This window comes from Pseudomonas sp. JZ134 (assembly GCF_051027695.1).
Lineage (GTDB): Bacteria > Pseudomonadota > Gammaproteobacteria > Pseudomonadales > Pseudomonadaceae > Chryseomonas > Chryseomonas luteola.
This window is the reverse complement of the sequence record NZ_CP069250.1, coordinates 1233308-1251104: the sequence shown is the minus strand read 5'-3', so window position 1 is coordinate 1251104 and position 17797 is coordinate 1233308. Positions and strand designations below refer to the sequence as shown.

Genomic DNA, 17797 nt, shown 5'->3' with positions numbered 1-17797 from the left:
CATAGCCTGTTTCGCAGCATTTTTAAAAGGCCTGGATTCATGAGCAAGCAACCCTCGTTGAGCTACAAGGACGCCGGAGTGGATATCGACGCAGGCGAAGCCCTGGTTGAACGTATCAAAGGCGTCGCCAAGCGTACTGCCCGCCCGGAAGTCATGGGCGGCCTCGGTGGTTTTGGCGCCCTCTGTGAAATCCCGGCCGGTTACAAGCAGCCGGTTCTGGTTTCAGGTACGGACGGTGTCGGCACCAAGCTTCGTCTGGCAATGAATCTGAAAAAGCATGACAGCATTGGTATCGACCTTGTTGCTATGTGTGTAAATGACCTGGTTGTCTGTGGCGCCGAGCCACTCTTCTTCCTGGACTACTATGCCACCGGCAAACTGAACGTTGATGTCGCGGCTCAGGTAGTGACCGGTATCGGCGAAGGCTGTGAGCAGGCCGGATGCTCGCTGGTAGGGGGTGAGACCGCCGAAATGCCCGGCATGTACGAGGGCGAAGACTACGATCTGGCTGGTTTCTGCGTAGGCGTGGTGGAAAAGGCCGAGATCATCGACGGCTCCAAGGTAGCGACCGGCGATGCGCTGATCGCGCTGCCCTCCTCCGGCCCGCACTCCAATGGTTACTCCCTGATCCGCAAGATCATCGAGGTTGCAGGCGCGGATATCGAAAGCATCCAGCTCGACGGCAAACCTTTGACCGACCTTCTGATGGCGCCGACGCGTATCTACGTCAAACCCCTGCTCAAGCTGATCAAGGACACCGGCGCCGTGAAAGCGATGGCCCACATTACTGGTGGCGGCCTGCTCGAAAACATTCCGCGCGTTCTGCCTGAAAACGCGCAGGCAGTCATCGACGTGGAGAGCTGGACACGTCCGGCTGTATTCGACTGGCTGCAACAGCAGGGCAACGTTGACGAGACAGAAATGCATCGCGTGCTGAATTGCGGTGTTGGCATGGTCATCTGCGTCGCGCAGGAGCACGTTGATAAAGCGCTGAGCACGTTGCGCGATGCGGGTGAACAGCCTTGGGTAATCGGTCAGATCGCCGCCTGCGATGAAAGCGCTCCTCGCGTTGTACTGAACAACCTGAAGACGCATTGATGCCTGCACGTTGTAATGTCGTGATATTGATCTCAGGTGCCGGTAGCAACTTGCAGGCACTGATCGATGCCTCGACCAGCCCGGAGGCGCCCATCCAGATCCGCGCGGTGGTTTCCAACCGTGCGGATGCCTACGGATTGGAGCGTGCTCGCCAAGCGGGCATCGAGGCGCAGGTTCTTGACCATACACAGTTCGCTGATCGGGAGGCGTTCGACGCTGCCCTCGTCGAGCTGGTTGATCGCTTTGAACCGGACCTCTTGGTCCTGGCCGGCTTCATGCGTATCCTGACGGAGCGCTTCGTGACCCATTACCGAGGCCGGCTGCTCAATATTCACCCTTCCCTGTTGCCACGCTATACCGGTCTGCGTACGCATCAACGTGCGCTGGATGCAGGCGATCTGGAGCATGGCTGCAGTGTTCACTTTGTTACGGAAGAGCTTGATGGCGGCCCGGTTGTTGTACAGGCCGTCGTTCCCATTCATCCTGGCGACACAGCGGAAACCCTGGCCCAGCGCGTTCACGGACAGGAACACGTAATTTATCCTCTGGCTGTCAGCTGGTTCGCCCAAGGGCGCTTACGGCTGACTGAGCGAGGCGCTGAACTGGATGCCCAGCCGTTGCCGGCTACTGGACATGTCATTCGATCCTAGGAGAAATATCCCATGCGACGATTGTTGTGCCTGATCGCATTTGCGCTGGCCCTGCCCGCCCATGCGTTCGACCTTAAACCCTTTGATGCCAGCTATACCGCCGACTGGAAGCAGATGCCCATGAGTGGCTCAGCTGAGCGGCACCTGACAAAACAGCAGGATGGCAATTGGAAACTTGAATTCAGTGCCTCCATGCTGGTGGCGGGCCTGACCGAAGCCAGTACGTTCCGCTATGAAGGCGACACGTTCCTGCCCACGAGCTATAGCTATTCACGCCATGGCCTGGGTAAAAGCCGTGAAAGCAAGCTGACCTTTGACTGGACCGCGAAGAAAGTCACCGGCACTGAAAAAGGCGACTCGGTCAACCTGCCGCTGGACCGTGGTCTGGTGGACAAATCCACTTACCAGCTGCTCTTGCAGCATGATGTGGCAGACGGCAAGAAAAGCATGAGCTACCAGGTGGTCGATGGTGATGAGATCGATACTTACGACTTTCGCGTAATTGGCGAGGAGCGCGTGCGCACCAAGGTGGGTCTGGTTGATGCCATCAAGGTCGAGCGCGTTCGAGATCCCACCAAGAGCAACCGTAAGACTGAACTGTGGTTTGCGAAGAACTGGGATTACCTGCTGGTCCGCCTGTATCAGATGGAAACCGATGGCAAGGAATACCAGATCATGCTGGAAGACGGCTCTGTTGATGGCAAGCCGGTAAAAGGTCAGCAAGGCTAAATCGCCTGGTACCTCTAAAAACGCGTCTTATCGAGAGGTAAGACGCGTTTTTTATTGCCTGTGTTTTTGCAAAAGGACGTGCCGCCTGTTGAACCTGCGACATATTGTCGCTATAAATGTAACAGATTATTGCAAACAATCAGCTTGGTCTCTTTTCCTGATTGATCAATGATCGAGTTGTTAGCTGCCTTGCGTGCCCTTTTAACCAAGGAGAAAGACAATGACCGTTACAGTGACTGAACGCGACGAAAACCATATGTCTCAAGAAGCCCGTTCATTGGGTTTATCTGTCTGGGACGTTCACCAGGAAGGCCATTTAGTCGGTATTTATCATTCCGAGGCCGATGCGGTCGCGTATAAAGCGCAGATCGAAGAAGAAAGTCAGTGTTGATTTAAAGCAGTATCCATAAAAAAGCCCGCCTGTTAGAGGCGGGCTTTTTTGATCAGTCGTTTTATTCGAAAACCTTATCCAGGGTAATTGGCAGATCGCGAATACGCTTGCCTGTTGCGTGATAGACCGCGTTGGCGATAGCCGCCGCAACCCCTACGATACCGATCTCGCCTATCCCCTTTGCACCGAGCGGATTGACGATCTCGTCGTGCTCTTCGACAAAGATGACATCCAGATCATGCACATCGGCGTTTACCGGAAAATGGTATTCGGCAATGTTGTGGTTCATCCAGCGGGCCAGATCCTTATCAAGCATCCCCTCTTCCTGCATAGCCATGCCAATCCCCCAGACCATTCCGCCCAGGATCTGGTTTCGTCCTGGCTTGAGACTCAAGACGCGCCCCGCTGCAATGGCACTGACCATCCGGCTGACCTGAATCGTACCGAAGTCTTCGTCGACCTTGACCTCCACAAACACTGCAGAGTGGGTAGCCGTTGTGTAATCGTCCCGCTCCTTCTTAGGCGAGGCACTGGCGGAAGCCTCCATGCTTGGCGTCCCCCCCTTTTTTAAGAGATCGGTGATCTTGATTCGCTCGGCAGGTGCGGCCTTGATGCAAATTTCACCATTTTCGAAAACGACGTCGGTCAACTCAAGGTTGCTGAAGGGCGATTGGTCCTCTTCCTTGGCTTGATCAAGCAGTTGCTGTTGAAGGGTTTCGCATGCCTGCTTAACGGCGGAGCCAACAGAAGAAACGGTAAACGATCCCCCTTCCAGAGGCGCCTTGGGCAAAGTCGAGTCACCCAATCTGAATGTGACCTTTTCCAGAGGCAGACCGAAGATTTCCGCTGCGATCTGGGTCATGACGGTATAGGTACCCGTACCGATATCAGCTGTAGCGCTGGAGACGACCAAGCTACCGTCGATGTTGATCACTGCCTTGGCACTGGCGGGATTCTGCATGGCCTCCCAGACACCGGTTGCCATTCCCCACCCTACCAGCTGCTTGCCATCGCGCATTGAGCGTGGTTCGTGACTACGCTTGGACCAGCCAAACCGTTCGGCACCCTGGCGGTAGCATTCGAGCAACTCCTTGCTTGAGTAAGGCTTGTTGGAGGCAGGATCGACATCCGTGAAGTTGCGGATACGAAACTCCAATGGATCAATGTTGGCCGCGTAGGCCAGCTCGTCCATCGCGGATTCAAGGCCATAGACACCTAGCACAGCGCCCGGTGCACGCATGTCCAGCGGTGTATAGAGGTCAAGGGGAGCCAGCTTGTAATCCAGCCGCACGTTGGGGCATCCATAGAGCGAAGCGGACCAGACCACGACCATCTCGGTGAAGTCTTCAAAGCTTGAAGTCTCGCCTACTACTTCGTGGATAGTCGAAACCAGCTTGCCTTCCTGATCACACGCCAGCCGGAAATGCTGGATGGTTTCCGGGCGATGACCGAACGAGAACATTTGCTCGCGGGACAGCACTACTCGAACGGAACGCTTGAGCTTAAGCGCCGCCATGGTCGCCAGTACCAGTTGATACTGTGGGCGCAGACCAGAACCAAAGGCGCCACCTACAAAGGGTGTTACGACACGTACATCTCCATCAGGCAGGCCGAAGATGTTGGAAATGAACTGAGCGCTGTTCTGCACGCCCTGCGTCTTGTCATGGACGGTCAACTTGCCATCCGTGTTGTAAATGACCGTAGAGGCATGCATCTCCATCGGATTATGAAACTCGGCGGCCGAATGGTATTCCGCCTCGATCTTGACTGGTGCACTCGCCCAGGCGCTATCGGCATCGCCGCGATCTGGCGGCATGGGCGTAGGCGCCTTATGGGCATTGCCACGCTGAGCGTAGATGTCAGCCTGATGCGGCTCGGTTTCGTAATCCACTCGAATCAGCGAAGCCGCATAGCGAGCAGCTTCGAAGCTTTCTGCCACCACCAGCGCAACCGGCTGCATGTTGAACAGGACTCGGTCGTTATAGAGAGGACGAAAGTGCTTGCCATCTGCGGCGTCCATATCGGTGTAGCTTTCGTTATACGATGCCACCTCGGGACGGTTTTCATAGGTAATGACATCCAGAACACCCGGAACACTGAGCGCTGCCTGGGTATCGATGCTCAGGATGCGGCCCTTGGCTACCGAGCTGTTGACGACATAACCGGTGCAGAGGTCGGCTGTACCGAACTCACCGGCATAAAGGGCTTTGCCAGTTACCTTGAGTGGCCCATCGACCCGAGAAACGGCCTTTCCTAGATAAGCTGTCATTTGGCATTTACTCCTGAAGCAGCCTCGCTCAAGGCACGCACAATGGCGCGCTTGGCCAGTTCAATCTTGAAGCTGTTGTGCTCGAACCCCTGGGCTCCCTGCATGAGCAATTCTGCAGCTGCCCGAAAGTTCTCTTCGGTAGCCGGCTTGCCTGCCAGCAATGCTTCAGCCTCAGGTTTACGCCAGGGTTTATGGGCCACACCTCCCAAGGCAATACGGGCTGTGCCTATGTTGTCGCTGTTGAGCTCCAGCGCCGCGGCAACCGAGACAAGCGCAAAAGCATAGGACGCTCGGTCACGGATCTTGACGTAGGCGTAGTTCTCGGCAAATCCTCTGGGAGGCAGCTCAACAGCAGTAATGAGTTCATGCTGTCCCAGATTGGTGTCCAGATGTGGTGTATCACCAGGCAGACGGTGAAACTCGCTCATCGGAATCACGCGGTCACCCTCAGGCCCTGACACATGAACCAAGGCCTCCAACGCAGCCAACGCAACGGCCATGTCGGATGGATGGACGGCGATACACTGATCGCTATGCCCCAAAACGGCATGGATGCGGTTCTGGCCATTGAGCGCCCCGCAGCCTGAGCCCGGCTCGCGCTTATTGCAGGGCGTGCCGATATCGTAGAAGTAATAACAACGCGTGCGCTGGAGCAGATTGCCTCCGGTGGACGCCATGTTGCGCAGCTGGGCCGAGGCACCCGCCAGAATGGCTTGAGAAAGCAAGGGATACACCCGCTCGACATCAGGATGGTAGGCAACCGTCGAGTTCTTGACCAATGCCCCGATATGCAAGCCCCCGGCCTGCGTCGTTTCGATCTCGCGCAAGGGCAACGCATTGATATCGACCAGCTGGTCGGGGCGTGCCACGTTTTCCTTCATCAGGTCGAGCAGGTTGGTCCCACCGGCGATGAACCGCCCCGTGTCACTTAACTGCTGGATGGCATCGGTGACTTGCTGGGGTTTTGAATAACTGAAGCGATTCATTCCCGTGGCCCTCCCTTGCAGGCAGGCATGGCCTGCTCGATAGCCGCCAGAATGTTGTTGTAAGCACCGCAACGGCACAGGTTTCCGCTCATTTGCTCACGAATCTCATCACGCGTCTGCGCCTTGCCTTCCTTGATCATGCCAATGGCAGAACAGATCTGCCCCGGTGTGCAATAACCGCACTGGAAGGCATCTTGCTCAACGAAGGCTGCCTGCATGGGGTGTAACTCATCGCCGTTGGCCAGGCCTTCGATAGTTGTGATTTCAGCGCCGTCCTGCATGACGGCCAGACTCAGGCAGGAGTTGATGCGGGTTCCGTTGACCAACACGGTACAGGCACCACACTGTCCATGGTCGCATCCTTTCTTCGTACCGGTCATGTCCAGGTGTTCGCGTAGCAGATCAAGCAATGTCGTCCAGGGCTCGACGGTCAGCTCATGCTGTTTACCATTGATGATCAGGGAAATCGTATGGGTATCAGCACCGGCGTCGGGCCGAAGCTGGCGAGCAGGAGTCGCATTCATAAAGGCCTCACGGTCGTAAAGGGGAGTGATCTGAAGTCACTCTTTTTTTCATGAAAGGCATCGATTGGATGTCTATTTCAGGAATACGACTGAAAGCTTCCGTCAAGGGTTCAGCACAAACCCATGGCAAGATGTGATGGAGGACTCAGTGCGATGCTCGACCAGAAACCGTTATTCACTACAGATATAAAAGGCTTCGCCTGAAGGCTCGGTTTTTGCACAGCCTTCATGGTGTTTGAGCGGTACGTGAAGGCAGTGAGGAAAAGCACTATGGCAATGAGTCCCTTGCAATCCATTGCACAAGCGTTCGAGGCGGGTTTCAGTATCAATTTTCTGATCGAAAATCTGGAAGGCAGCGTCACGCTGGTACTGACCGACCAGAAAGGCTCGAAAATCCGCCGAATCATCACAGCGGAACAACTGGCAGACCCGGCAAGGGTTCAGCGCGTAATCGACACCATACGGTTTGGGCTGGCCATTGACGCAGGCCAAGGAATTTCGGTGATGAAAGCGCTTTCGGAGCCGGCCAATGATCAGGCACTTACGCCATCAATTGGCCGGCAAGGTGCGGCTTCCGATGGCACTGCCTAGGTGCGCCGTTGACCCACGACGGCGCACGGAACGTGCTATCAAAAGGGTGTCAGCAACGCCTCTGCAACGGTGTCGCGCTGTTCCTTACCCACAAGCTGATTGACCAGCTCAAGAGCAAACAGCTGGGCTGTACCGGGGCCTTGGCTAGTGACACAACGGCCATCCACTACGACGGGCTCGTTGACATATTGCCCTTGCTCGAGTTGCTCGATAAAGCTTGGGTAGCAGGTTATACGCTTACCCTCGACCAACCCCCAGGGTTCGAGAATGACAGCAGGCGCAGCGCAAATCGCTCCGTAGAGCCTGCCCTGTTCTACATGCCGTCGCATGAAATGGCGCAGCGCCGTGCAATCGGCCAACCGTTGAGCGCCTGGCATGCCGCCAGGCAAGACAATAAGATCAAAGCTCATGGCCTGCACTTCCAGTAAGGTCACATCGCTCATCAAGCGGGTACCTCTGGCCAGCGTAATCTGGCGACGCGCCTCGATACTGGTTACCAGTACCTCGATGCCAGCACGACGCAGTACATCGATCAGCGTAACGGTTTCGATATCCTCATTACCGTCCGCAACGGCAAGCAAAGCGCGAATCATGGAACCTCCTGCTGTCAGACACGCATACCTTAGTGCAAAGCATAGGTTCTAAAAACAACAAACGGTTCAGTTTGTTACCTTCGTTGAGGAGATCGGCAGGAATAGAATCAATCGCTGCCATTCATAATGCAGCTAAACTCGCCATTCCAGAGCGTCCGGCAAAAGTCGAGCCTTGTTTGTACTACTCGCAAGATAAGTCGGCCCACTGCAACGACATACTCCTTCCTGCTCGCCTGTCATAAGCAAAGTTTGTAAATATCATTGTGCCTTAATATTTTGGGCTGGTATTACTTTGTTTTAAGAGAAAAGGCGTCGCAGGCTCTGCCGTGACGCCCCAGCTCAACAGGTAGGTTGGTTATTTATGGTGACCCTGTAGGTTACAAGGTCACTTAAACGCCGGCTTGATGCAGCGTTCTGGATGTTTTACGACCACGCAAGCTGGGCGACCATAGCCCCAGACGCGCCTGAAGTTGCTCGATACGTGCCAGCGCCTCAGCGTATGACTCGTTCAGTCCTTCGATAGTGTGCTTCTGCTGCTCAAGCTCTTTACGCAGCAGTTCATTTTCCTGGCGCAGGTTCAGTTCAAGCAGGATTTCATCAGAGTGGAAAAGATCATTCTGCATTACGAACACCCTTGATACTGTACACGCATACAGTAACTCAAAACTCCTCCTTGACAAATCAAAACCCGACCAAATGCACCTGTTTTTGAAGGGCAAAACCTCAGCAATGGCGCGGCCTCCAGCCCTCCTGGCAACCCCAGTTGACTGAACGAGCAAACAAACCGAAAAAGAGGCATTTGAAATCAAGCAGATAGCTATATTTTCTCGGAATTTCATTAGCATTTATCAGCCGCTTCGCTGAAATTAATCATTTTCTCTTCTTTTCCAACCTTATTGGCTATACCCCACCCTTAACGATATCTGTAGGATGCTGTTGATCCATTTCCTGATGTTTCTCTCATGTCTTATTCCAAACGCCAGTCGACTTCTGTAGCCCTACTGGTAGCTGCCACCTTTTTCATGGAAAACCTGGACGCTACCGTGATCGCAACGGCACTTCCACAAATGGGAGAGTCCTTTCGGCGTTCGGCTGTCGATCTTAACGTTGGGATCAGTGCCTACATTCTGGCGCTTGCTGTGTTCATTCCTATCAGCGGATGGATTGCAGACCGCTTTGGTGCCCGCCGTGTCTTTGCGAGCGCTATAGGCTTCTTCACACTGGCCTCGCTGCTATGCGGAATTGCTCAGACACTTGAGCAATTCATTGCCGCCCGGGTGTTGCAAGGCATTGGCGGTGCCATGATGGTGCCCGTAGGCCGTCTGGTAGTGTTGCGCATCACTGAAAAGAAAGATCTGGTCAGAGCCATTGCCTTTATTACCTGGCCTGGCTTGATCGCACCTGTACTAGGTCCTCCGCTAGGTGGACTGATTACCACCTATACGTCTTGGCGCTGGATTTTCTACCTTAACCTGCCCCTGGGGCTGATCGCCCTTATTCTGGCTCTACGAATGATTCCGACCGGCACCGAAACGCGCCGGGCACCACTTGATTGGTTTGGCTTTCTATTAGTAAGCGGTGCCTGCCTTACGCTTATGTTCGGCATGGAGCAAATCGGTCAAGGTCACGATACGCTGGGCAGTAATCTGGTATGGATACTGGCAGGCCTCATGCTGGGTGGATTGGCCGTCTGGCATATGCGCCAGCAGGAACATCCACTGATCGACCTTTCGAACCTCGGCATTCAGACCTACCGCGTGTCGCTGTATGGCGGCACTCTGTTTCGTATCAGCATCAACACCGCACCCTTTCTGCTGCCATTGATGTTCCAGCTGTGCTTTGGCTTCAATGCGTTTCATGCTGGCCTGATTCTACTAGCGCTGTTTGCCGGAAACCTTTTCATGAAGGTATTTACCACACCGGTCATGCGTCTGTTCGGTCTGCGGCGAACCCTGATCGTCAACGGTCTGGTTTGCGCCGTGACGCTTCTGCTCTGCGCTCTGCTGTCCGAGCGCTGGCCCCTGCCCGCTATTCTGCTCCTGCTATTCGTAAGCGGCATGGCGCGCTCACTGCAATTTACCGCCAATAATACACTTGCCTTTGCCGACGTCCCCAAGCCCAGGATGAGCGACGCCTCCACCCTGTTCAGTACGGTATTTCAACTCTCGACCGGTATTGGTGTGGCTATTGGCGCATTGGCGCTCAGGGCCTCCATGGAGTGGAACGATCATGCCACAGCGCAGCTTACCGATTTCCACACGGCCTTCATCGTCATTGGCGTAATAGGCTTGTTAAGCGTGATAGACAGCCTTGGACTGGCCCGCAATGCAGGGGATGCCGTTACGGGACATCAACCACGCCACGTCCGCTGAACAGGCGTTAGACGTCGGCCCATTGCCGGAGCAGGTTGTGATAGGTTCCGGTCAGTGCAAGCAGAGCCTCATGATCAGGCACATCGCGGGTAAGACGCTGTATGGCCTGATCCAGGTCATACAACAAGCGGCGATGACCATCATCACGCACTAGGCTTTGAGTCCAGAAAAAACTGGCGATACGTGCGCCGCGTGTCACCGGCGCAACCCGATGAAGACTCGTAGCAGGATAGATGACCATGTCACCTGCAGGAAGCTTGACCTGCTGCTCGCCATAGGTGTCCTGAATAATCAGCTCACCGCCATCGTAGGTATCGGGCGAAGAGAAGAAAAGTGTCGCAGAGACATCCGTGCGGACCCGCTCAGGATGCCCTTTCAATGCGCGGATGGCGTTATCGATATGAAATCCGAAAGACCCGCCTTCTCTATAACAGTTGAACAACGGCGGAAACACCTTTCGTGGCAAGACTGCCGACACGAAAACAGGGTGGTGGCTCAGACGCTGAACGATCTGATTGCCCAGCTCGATAGAGACCGGGTCATCCTCGGGTAATTGAATATTGTGCTTGGCTTTAGCGGACTGATGGCCTGCCGTTACCTTTCCGTCTCCCCATTTCGCCTGCCGCAACACATGTTCGATGTCACATGCCTCTTCGGGCGAAAATACGCCGGGGATATGTACGAGCATAAACGTTTCCTTTAGGTGTCAGGACACAGCGAAAGTGACGATGAAAAGCCTTCCTTGCCGGAAGACATCGCTGGCAAAGGTTCCTGCATTCGGGCGTAGCGGCTATTGATTTCAGCTGCCAGCGCACGCAATGGCTCACTGTCGGAGACCGCCAGTGCCTCGGCTATTTTTTGTAGAAAGCCGGGTGTGGCAGTTCGCATGGCCTGCCTTAGCCACGATACCGCTTCATCCACCCGCCCCTGTCGGGTCAGTAGGGCTGCATGACTGCACTGTCCTCGAAAGTCGCCAGCCTGTGCGGCAGACAGATACCAGCGTGCAGCCTCTTCCATGTCCACGGGTACGCCCCAGCCTTCTTCATAAAAGCGTCCCACCAGGTTCATTGATTTGGCGTGGCCTTGTCTGGCTGCCTGGCGGTACAGCTCCAATGCGGCGGCGCGATCCCTGGGTACACCATGCCCCTGCGCCAGCAGGTTGGCATAATTGTAGAATCCCCAGTCGAGCCCAAGCTGCGCGGCTTGGGCATACGCCCGTGCGGCAGCTGCCAGATCTACAGCCGTCCCCCAGCCATTTTCCAGACAACGCCCCACCATGTTCATGGCATCCGCATGACCATGGTGGGCTGCAATACGGAACCACCGCAACGCCAACGCCTGGTCGCGCTGAATGCCGTTACCATCAAGCAGGATCTGCCCGAGACGCGCCTGCGCCTCGGGCAAACCACGTTCGGCCCCCTGCAGGAGGAACCGAGCAAGTCGCCGCGGATCCTCCAGCCCGTAACGCAGCAGGGAGTCAGTGCCCAATGAGGGGTGCCGCCCTGTCAAAAGCTGTACTCGGCTGTTAACTGAGCACCGCGTCCTTCCCCTGGAACACCGAAGCCACGGCCGTTGTACTGACGCCAGTAGTGCTTGTCGAACAGGTTGACGATGTTGAGGCGCAGGGCCAGATCAGAGGTCGCCTGCCAGTCCACCGCCGCGTTATGCACCACATAATCCGGCACCTTTACACGCTGTTCGCTGGTAATCGCCTGCGCACGGCCCAAGGCAATGTAGCGCTCCCCTACATAGTTGACGCCATAGCTGACCGTCACGTCATGCGGCAGAGCATAGCTGGTCCAGAGGCTGGCTGAATGGCGCGGCGTGTTGGGCAGCGAAATTCCCTCCTCACTGGCGTTGGGGTTGGCAAAGTCGGTGCTACTGTTAACCGAGCTGTAGCTGCGGATCTTGCTCTTCATATACGCGTATCCACCGAACACCGACCACTTGTCCGTGATGTTGCCGGAAGCACCCAGCTCAAGACCATCAACGCGATATTTTGAGCTGAAGACATTACCCAGCTCGTCGTCACTGTCATATTGCGTGCTTTCCAGATCCGTACGGAACAGGGCGGCCGTCAGTGACAATCGCTCGTGCATCAGATCCCACTTGGTCCCTACCTCATACGTCTTGCCCTTGGTAGGTGAAAGCCCCTCCTCTCCCAAGCTTCCAGTTGTGGCAATCTGAATAGAACCGGGCTGCTTGGCATTGCCATAGCTGACGTAGAACGTCCCGTTATCCACGGGCTTGTAGCTCAGAGCGCCACGGTAGCTGAAAAGCTTTTCCTTCTGGCTGACGTTTGCTGCGTCCGTCCAGTTGCTCAGCGTACCGGTAGTCGTGTTCAGGGTGCGAGTGCGGTCACGCGTGGTACGTGCCTTCCAGTGATCCTGACGGGCCGAAACATCCAACTGCCATTGCGGTGAGAACTTCAGGGTATCAATCAGGTAATAGGCTTTGGTTTCCGACTCGGCGTTGATCTCGCCGGTGTAGGCGACCTCACGAGAACCAACGAACTTGGACGGCGGGTTGGCCGGATCAACGGCAAAGGTGTTGCCCTGGGCACCATAGCGCAGGCTGCCCGTCTTGTACCGAAGGTCTTCCCGCGTGTATTCCAGGCCTGTGACCAGAGTATGCTCGATACCCGCCGTATCGAAGCGCCAAGTCACGTTCGCCTGGTCACTCAGTGTCTGGTTGTCGGTATGCCGCGCCGGACCGCGCAAACGACGCAGGGAGCCATTTCCGCCAGCTTGAAGCGATAGGTCGCCTCCTGGAGTCGTTACCACGTAGCTACGCTGGAGCTGGTTGAACGAGAGCTGGTTACTGAAGGAGACGTTGCTGTTGATGTCATGCTCGAACCGCCAGGTCGCGCGATCGATGCGGTTGTCTTCCTTATCCAGGTTGCGGTAGCCAAAATATCCATCCCACTTGACGCCCGGAACCCGGCTTGGGTGACCGCCACTCTGCCGGGGGCTCTTTCCGTCGTGCAGCGTTGGAATTCCGTAATCGTAATTACCGGTGTCTTCCAGATGTTCATACGTGAAGATATTGCGCGTGTCGGTATTGAGACCAAAAGCAAGCGAAGGTGCAATCCCCCACCGATCCCGCTCGATCCAGTCACGCCCGTTGATACCTGACTCATGCCCAACCAGATTCAACCGGAACGCAGTGCCGCTCTCCTCGTCGAGTACATGGTTGGTATCTAGGGTAAGCCGCTTGTAATCCGCTGTTCCAACACCCGCCGTTACGCGGTTGAACTCATGAAGGCTAGGGGTCTTGGTGACCATGTTGATCGCGCCCCCAATGACGCCCGCGCCCCAGGCCGAGGAGCTGGAGCCCTTGACGACTTCAACCTGCTCGGTATTGAACATTTCGGAGCGGGTGTAAAAGGCAGAGTCACGCACGCCATCCAGATAGACGTTCGACCCACCGTAGTTGCCGCTATTGAAGCCGCGGATATTGATGCTGTCCCCTACGCCACCTGCGCCTTCACCGGAGCTGAACGTAATACCAGGCACATTGGAGAGCACCTGCTCAAGCGTTTGGGCGTTCTGCTGCTCGATAACCGCCTGCGGCACGACCGTGATGCTTTGTGGGACGTCACGCAAGGGTTGCGTGTACTTGTCGGAGGACAGCGTTTGCGTCTGGTACTCCCCTTCAGCATCAGCTGTGACGGTCAGACTGTCCAGCTCCTGCGGTGCCTGCTCTGCGGTTTGTCCATGAGTCAGCCCCGATAAGGACGCCAGGGCCAAGCCAATGGACGTCTTGTAGGGAAGGCCAATTACCGAAGTATCTCTTTCTCGCATGACGAGCCCTTTTCACGTTATTTTCACAAATGTCAAAATTTCGTGAAATGATAATAATTATCAGGCGCTCATGCCAGTGCGGCTTCGTCTGCTTATTACTTTTAGAAGATTACGAACGGAAACATCGGCTTGGGGACCTGCTATCATGCGCGCCCTTCGCTGACTTCAACTTATTCGGAGCCTTTTCCCATGCTGGAAAAACTCTTCCAACTCAAGGCCCATGGCACGAATGTGCGTACGGAATTGCTGGCAGGGGTTACGACCTTTCTAGCCATGGCCTATATCCTGTTCGTCAACCCGAGCATCCTCGGCGAGACCGGCATGGATAAAGGCGCGGTATTTGTTGCGACCTGCCTAGCAGCCGCCATTGGCTCGGCCATCATGGGCATGATTGCCAACTACCCCATTGCGCTGGCGCCAGGGATGGGCCTCAACGCCTTTTTTACCTATACCGTCGTGCTTCACATGGGGCATACCTGGCAGGCAGCACTGGGGGCGGTATTCCTGTCTGCACTGATGTTTTTCATCCTGTCGGTCTTTCGCATCCGCGAATGGATCATCAACAGCATCCCACTGGCGCTACGCTCAGGAATTGCAGCCGGTATTGGCCTGTTCCTGGCACTGATCGCCCTTCAAGGTGCGGGTATCGTTGTAGATAACCCTGCCACCCTGGTAGGCCTGGGTGATCTGACGAAACCCGGTCCGATCCTGGCGATCCTGGGCTTCTTCCTGATCGTGGCGCTGGAAGCCCGTGGGGTCACAGGTGCCGTCCTGATCGGTATTCTGGCCGTCACGCTCGTGGCTATCGGTATTGGTGCGACGCCGTTTGGCGGCGTGCTGTCCATGCCGCCCTCGCTGGCGCCAACCTTCCTACAGCTGGATATCAAGGGCGCGCTGGATATCGGTCTGGTGAGCGTGATATTCGCCTTCCTGTTCGTAGACTTGTTTGACAACTCCGGCACCTTGATCGGAGTGGCCAAGCGCGCCGGTCTAATGGGCCCGGACGGTCATCTGCCCAAGATGGGTCGCGCTCTGATCGCGGACAGCAGCGCAGCCATGTTTGGCTCGTTGCTGGGCACCTCTACGACAACCAGCTATATCGAATCGGCTGCAGGCGTCAGCGCTGGCGGTCGTACAGGTCTAACGGCGGTCGTGGTAGCCGGTCTGTTCCTGCTCGCCCTGTTCTTTGCACCGCTGGCAGGCAGCGTTCCGGCCTTTGCGACTGCACCAGCGCTGTTCTTCATCGCCGTGCTGATGGCCTCGGGGTTGGCCGAGATTGAGTGGGATGATCTGACCACTGCTGCGCCCGTTCTGATCACGGCGCTGGCCATGCCACTAACGTATTCCATTGCCAATGGCATCGCGTTCGGCTTCATCTCCTGGACAGTTATCAAGCTATTGTCGGGTCGCACACGTGACCTGAACATTGCCTTGGTCATCCTATCCATTCTCTTCGTCATCAAATTAGGCTGGTTCAACGCCTGATGTTGAGCATGAGGGTGGGCCTGGCCCACCCTTTTTTACGCTGTGAGGCAGTGGTACTGCCTGATCAGTCTGGACGATGCGTAGCGACAAGCCGTTGCCCTAGGATTTTTCCCTATGGTTTCGGCCCGAGAAAATTCTCAGACTAATGGCATTGGCTGAATAGCAGCCTTGCCTCCACCCTAGCTGAAAAGCCCACTACGTTCACTGAGCTGACCATGAATGTTCCCTCCTTCGAGCCTGCGGATTACGCAACGCAGTTAATGGCGAAAAAGAATCGCCTCATCGAGCTGCTGGCTCCATTCGATGCACCTGAACCTGAAGTATTCGACTCGCCCCTTGCGAATTACCGACTGCGCGCCGAGTTTCGTTTATGGCGTGAAGAAGGCGAACGGCACTACGCCATGTTCGAACAGGGCGACAAGCACACGCCTATCCTGATTGAAAACTTCCCTATCGCAAGCCCGCTCATCAATGAGCTTATGCCACGCCTTAAGGCTGCCTGGCAGGCGAGCGAGACGTTGTCGTTCAAGCTGTTTCAGGTGGAGTTCCTGACTACTCTGTCCGGGGAGGCGCTCATCACCCTGGCCTACCATCGGCCATTGGACGATGCCTGGGAAACTGCTGCGGAATGCCTGGCCGCCGAGCTGAACGTCAATATCGTCGGGCGTTCCCGTGGCAAACGGATCGTGGTCGGGCGGGATTACGTCAACGAAACGCTGACTATTGCAGGTCGCGAATATCACTATCGCCAGCCAGAGGGTGCCTTCACTCAACCCAATGGGACGGTGAATCAGAAGATGCTGGGCTGGGCCTACGATGTACTTGGCGAGCGGGACGATGATCTGCTTGAGCTGTACTGTGGGAACGGTAACTTCACCCTGCCGCTGTCTACCCGCGTTCGCAAAGTACTGGCCACCGAGATCAGCAAGTCATCGGTGAATGCTGCACTGGCAAACTTGGCAGATAATGGCATCGACAACGTGACCCTGGTGCGCCTGTCTGCCGAAGAGCTGACCCAGGCCCTCAATGAGGTGCGTCCGTTCCGTCGCTTGGCGGGTGTTGATCTTAAAAGCTACACCTTTGGAAGCGTGTTTGTAGATCCGCCTCGTGCGGGGATGGACCCGGACACCTGCGAGCTAACACGTCGCTTCGACCGTATCCTCTATATCTCCTGCAATCCGGAAACGCTGGCTCAGAACATCGCCCAGCTACAGGATACTCACCGTATTGTGCGTTGCGCCCTGTTCGATCAATTTCCCTGGACGCACCACATGGAAAGCGGCGTCCTGCTTGAGCGCCGCTAAGGTCTGACCGGGCGGCTATTCCGCCCGATCACTATCACTGCTTATCTTCGTGGAACGGCTCGATGGTCTCACGTCGGCCGTACATGAACGCATCCGCCACATGCCGCAACGGCGCGACGTCCACATCGGACTGACCGTTTTTGACCAGCTCGGCAAAGCGAGCATACAGGCCGGGATACTCTTCATCCGGACCTTCTTTTTCAAGCTGATCATCGATGTAGAGTTGGCTGCCGCCCTTGGACAGGGTCAGTTTGCCTTGATCGGTCTCGACATGAATGTCCCATGTCTGCGGTCCCGTTTGCAGGAAGTCCAGGTCGGCCTGAATGGCTGCACCGCGCTCATAACTGAATTCCAGCTGCGCACGAATCGGCGTCTGGCAATTCTCCGGAACCTGCAACGCTGCCTGCTTGAGAAAAAACGGCTTGGGCAGGATTTCGGTCACGATGGACAAGGCATTGATGGCCGGGTCAAAAATGCCCATACCACCCGGCTCCCAGATCCAGGTTTGCCCCGGGTGCCAGACGCGTACATCTTCTTTCCAGTTGACCTGCACGGCTTTGATGGTTTTATCGGCCAGCCAGGCTTTGGCCGGAGCCACTCCTTGAGCATAACGGGAGTGCCAGCTGGCAAACAGGGTCTTGCCCGCGGCCTTGGCCTGCTCCGACAGTGCCTCGACCTCACTGAGGGTTGCCCCAGGCGGCTTTTCAAGAAATACATGCTTGCCATGGGCAAGGGCCAGTTGAGCCTGTGCATAGCGTACGGCTGGCGGTGCGCAGAGGGAGACTGCGTCCAAATACGGCACGGCGTCGAGCAGCTCTTCAAGGGTCTTGTAGTGAGCTACGCCATCAAGAGAAGCATTACGGCTGGCGACAGCAACGAGCTGATAGTCAGGATTTTTTTGCAAGGCTGGCAGGTGTTGATCCTGGGCAATCTTGCCGAATCCGACGATGGCGATTTTGATCATATGATTTTCTCAATCCTTTTTTCAAAGCGCATGAGAAA

The 17797-nt window shown here is 55.8% G+C and carries 17 protein-coding genes; 8 read left to right on the top strand and 9 right to left on the bottom strand.

Annotated elements, in window-relative coordinates; genetic code table 11:
- The first annotated feature begins 39 nt into the window (after positions 1–39).
- The 4 genes from purM (at position 40) to JQR86_RS05705 (ending at position 2868) form a co-directional block, all read left to right on the top strand.
- Positions 40–1098 (top strand): phosphoribosylformylglycinamidine cyclo-ligase, encoded by a 1059-nt coding sequence (gene purM / locus JQR86_RS05720; RefSeq protein WP_019366330.1) that lies wholly within the window; start codon positions 40–42, stop codon positions 1096–1098.
- On the top strand, positions 1098–1748 hold the full coding sequence (gene purN / locus JQR86_RS05715; protein WP_407362105.1) for a phosphoribosylglycinamide formyltransferase: 651 nt from the start codon (positions 1098–1100) through the stop codon (positions 1746–1748). Before purM ends, purN begins: the two co-directional genes overlap by 1 nt.
- 12 nt (positions 1749–1760) lie before the next feature.
- The gene (locus JQR86_RS05710) at positions 1761–2477 is read left to right on the top strand and encodes a DUF3108 domain-containing protein (RefSeq protein WP_010795206.1); all 717 of its coding nucleotides are present in this window, start codon (positions 1761–1763) and stop codon (positions 2475–2477) included.
- A gap of 220 nt (positions 2478–2697) precedes the next feature.
- Positions 2698–2868: a hypothetical protein gene (locus JQR86_RS05705; RefSeq protein ID WP_434154473.1), complete on the top strand. Its 171-nt coding sequence runs from the start codon at positions 2698–2700 to the stop codon at positions 2866–2868.
- 61 nt (positions 2869–2929) lie between these two features.
- Here the strand turns inward: JQR86_RS05705 and JQR86_RS05700 are convergent, their stop codons facing one another.
- The 3 genes from JQR86_RS05700 to JQR86_RS05690 are packed head-to-tail and all read right to left on the bottom strand — an operon-like array spanning position 2930 to position 6647.
- Positions 2930–5137: a xanthine dehydrogenase family protein molybdopterin-binding subunit gene (locus tag JQR86_RS05700; protein ID WP_434154472.1), complete on the bottom strand. Its 2208-nt coding sequence runs from the start codon at positions 5135–5137 to the stop codon at positions 2930–2932.
- Positions 5134–6123: an FAD binding domain-containing protein gene (locus JQR86_RS05695; protein ID WP_150346910.1), complete on the bottom strand. Its 990-nt coding sequence runs from the start codon at positions 6121–6123 to the stop codon at positions 5134–5136. Before JQR86_RS05695 ends, JQR86_RS05700 begins: the two co-directional genes overlap by 4 nt.
- Entirely contained in the window at positions 6120–6647 is a 528-nt protein-coding gene (locus tag JQR86_RS05690) for a (2Fe-2S)-binding protein (RefSeq protein ID WP_434140071.1), read from the bottom strand. The genes JQR86_RS05695 and JQR86_RS05690 overlap by 4 nt, the downstream gene beginning before the upstream one ends.
- Before the next feature lie 270 nt (positions 6648–6917).
- Here JQR86_RS05690 and JQR86_RS05685 point away from each other — a divergent pair, with 270 nt between their 5' ends.
- Positions 6918–7238, top strand: a complete 321-nt coding sequence (locus JQR86_RS05685; RefSeq protein ID WP_434154471.1) for a DUF3509 domain-containing protein — start codon at positions 6918–6920, stop codon at positions 7236–7238.
- Between the two features lie 38 nt (positions 7239–7276).
- On the opposite strand, the gene JQR86_RS05680 is transcribed toward JQR86_RS05685, so the two are convergent.
- Positions 7277–7831, bottom strand: a complete 555-nt coding sequence (locus JQR86_RS05680; RefSeq protein WP_019366336.1) for a DJ-1 family glyoxalase III — start codon at positions 7829–7831, stop codon at positions 7277–7279.
- Positions 7832–8220: 389 nt separating this feature from the next.
- Positions 8221–8454 carry a hypothetical protein gene (locus JQR86_RS05675; RefSeq protein WP_010795213.1) on the bottom strand — a complete coding sequence of 78 codons (234 nt, stop codon included), beginning with the start codon at positions 8452–8454 and terminating at the stop codon, positions 8221–8223.
- A 339-nt stretch (positions 8455–8793) separates the two neighbouring features.
- On the opposite strand from JQR86_RS05675, the gene JQR86_RS05670 reads away from it, so the two are divergent.
- The gene (locus tag JQR86_RS05670) at positions 8794–10203 is read left to right on the top strand and encodes a DHA2 family efflux MFS transporter permease subunit (RefSeq protein ID WP_407362108.1); all 1410 of its coding nucleotides are present in this window, start codon (positions 8794–8796) and stop codon (positions 10201–10203) included.
- A 7-nt stretch (positions 10204–10210) separates the two neighbouring features.
- On the opposite strand, the gene JQR86_RS05665 is transcribed toward JQR86_RS05670, so the two are convergent.
- Genes JQR86_RS05665 through JQR86_RS05655 form a run of 3 tightly spaced genes read right to left on the bottom strand, consistent with a single transcriptional unit; the run spans position 10211 to position 14006 of the window.
- Positions 10211–10891 (bottom strand): Fe2+-dependent dioxygenase, encoded by a 681-nt coding sequence (locus tag JQR86_RS05665; RefSeq protein ID WP_407362109.1) that lies wholly within the window; start codon positions 10889–10891, stop codon positions 10211–10213.
- Between the two features lie 11 nt (positions 10892–10902).
- Positions 10903–11691, bottom strand: coding sequence for a tetratricopeptide repeat protein (locus tag JQR86_RS05660; protein WP_286787503.1), 789 nt, complete (start codon positions 11689–11691; stop codon positions 10903–10905).
- Between the two features lie 17 nt (positions 11692–11708).
- Entirely contained in the window at positions 11709–14006 is a 2298-nt protein-coding gene (locus JQR86_RS05655; protein WP_434154469.1) for a TonB-dependent receptor, read from the bottom strand.
- A 189-nt stretch (positions 14007–14195) separates the two neighbouring features.
- Here JQR86_RS05655 and JQR86_RS05650 point away from each other — a divergent pair, with 189 nt between their 5' ends.
- On the top strand, positions 14196–15491 hold the full coding sequence (locus JQR86_RS05650; RefSeq protein ID WP_122044747.1) for an NCS2 family permease: 1296 nt from the start codon (positions 14196–14198) through the stop codon (positions 15489–15491).
- Between the two features lie 215 nt (positions 15492–15706).
- Entirely contained in the window at positions 15707–16795 is a 1089-nt protein-coding gene (gene trmA / locus JQR86_RS05645) for a tRNA (uridine(54)-C5)-methyltransferase TrmA (protein ID WP_434154468.1), read from the top strand.
- Between the two features lie 34 nt (positions 16796–16829).
- On the opposite strand, the gene JQR86_RS05640 is transcribed toward trmA, so the two are convergent.
- Positions 16830–17759: a Gfo/Idh/MocA family protein gene (locus JQR86_RS05640; protein ID WP_434154467.1), complete on the bottom strand. Its 930-nt coding sequence runs from the start codon at positions 17757–17759 to the stop codon at positions 16830–16832.
- Positions 17760–17797 lie beyond the last annotated feature (38 nt).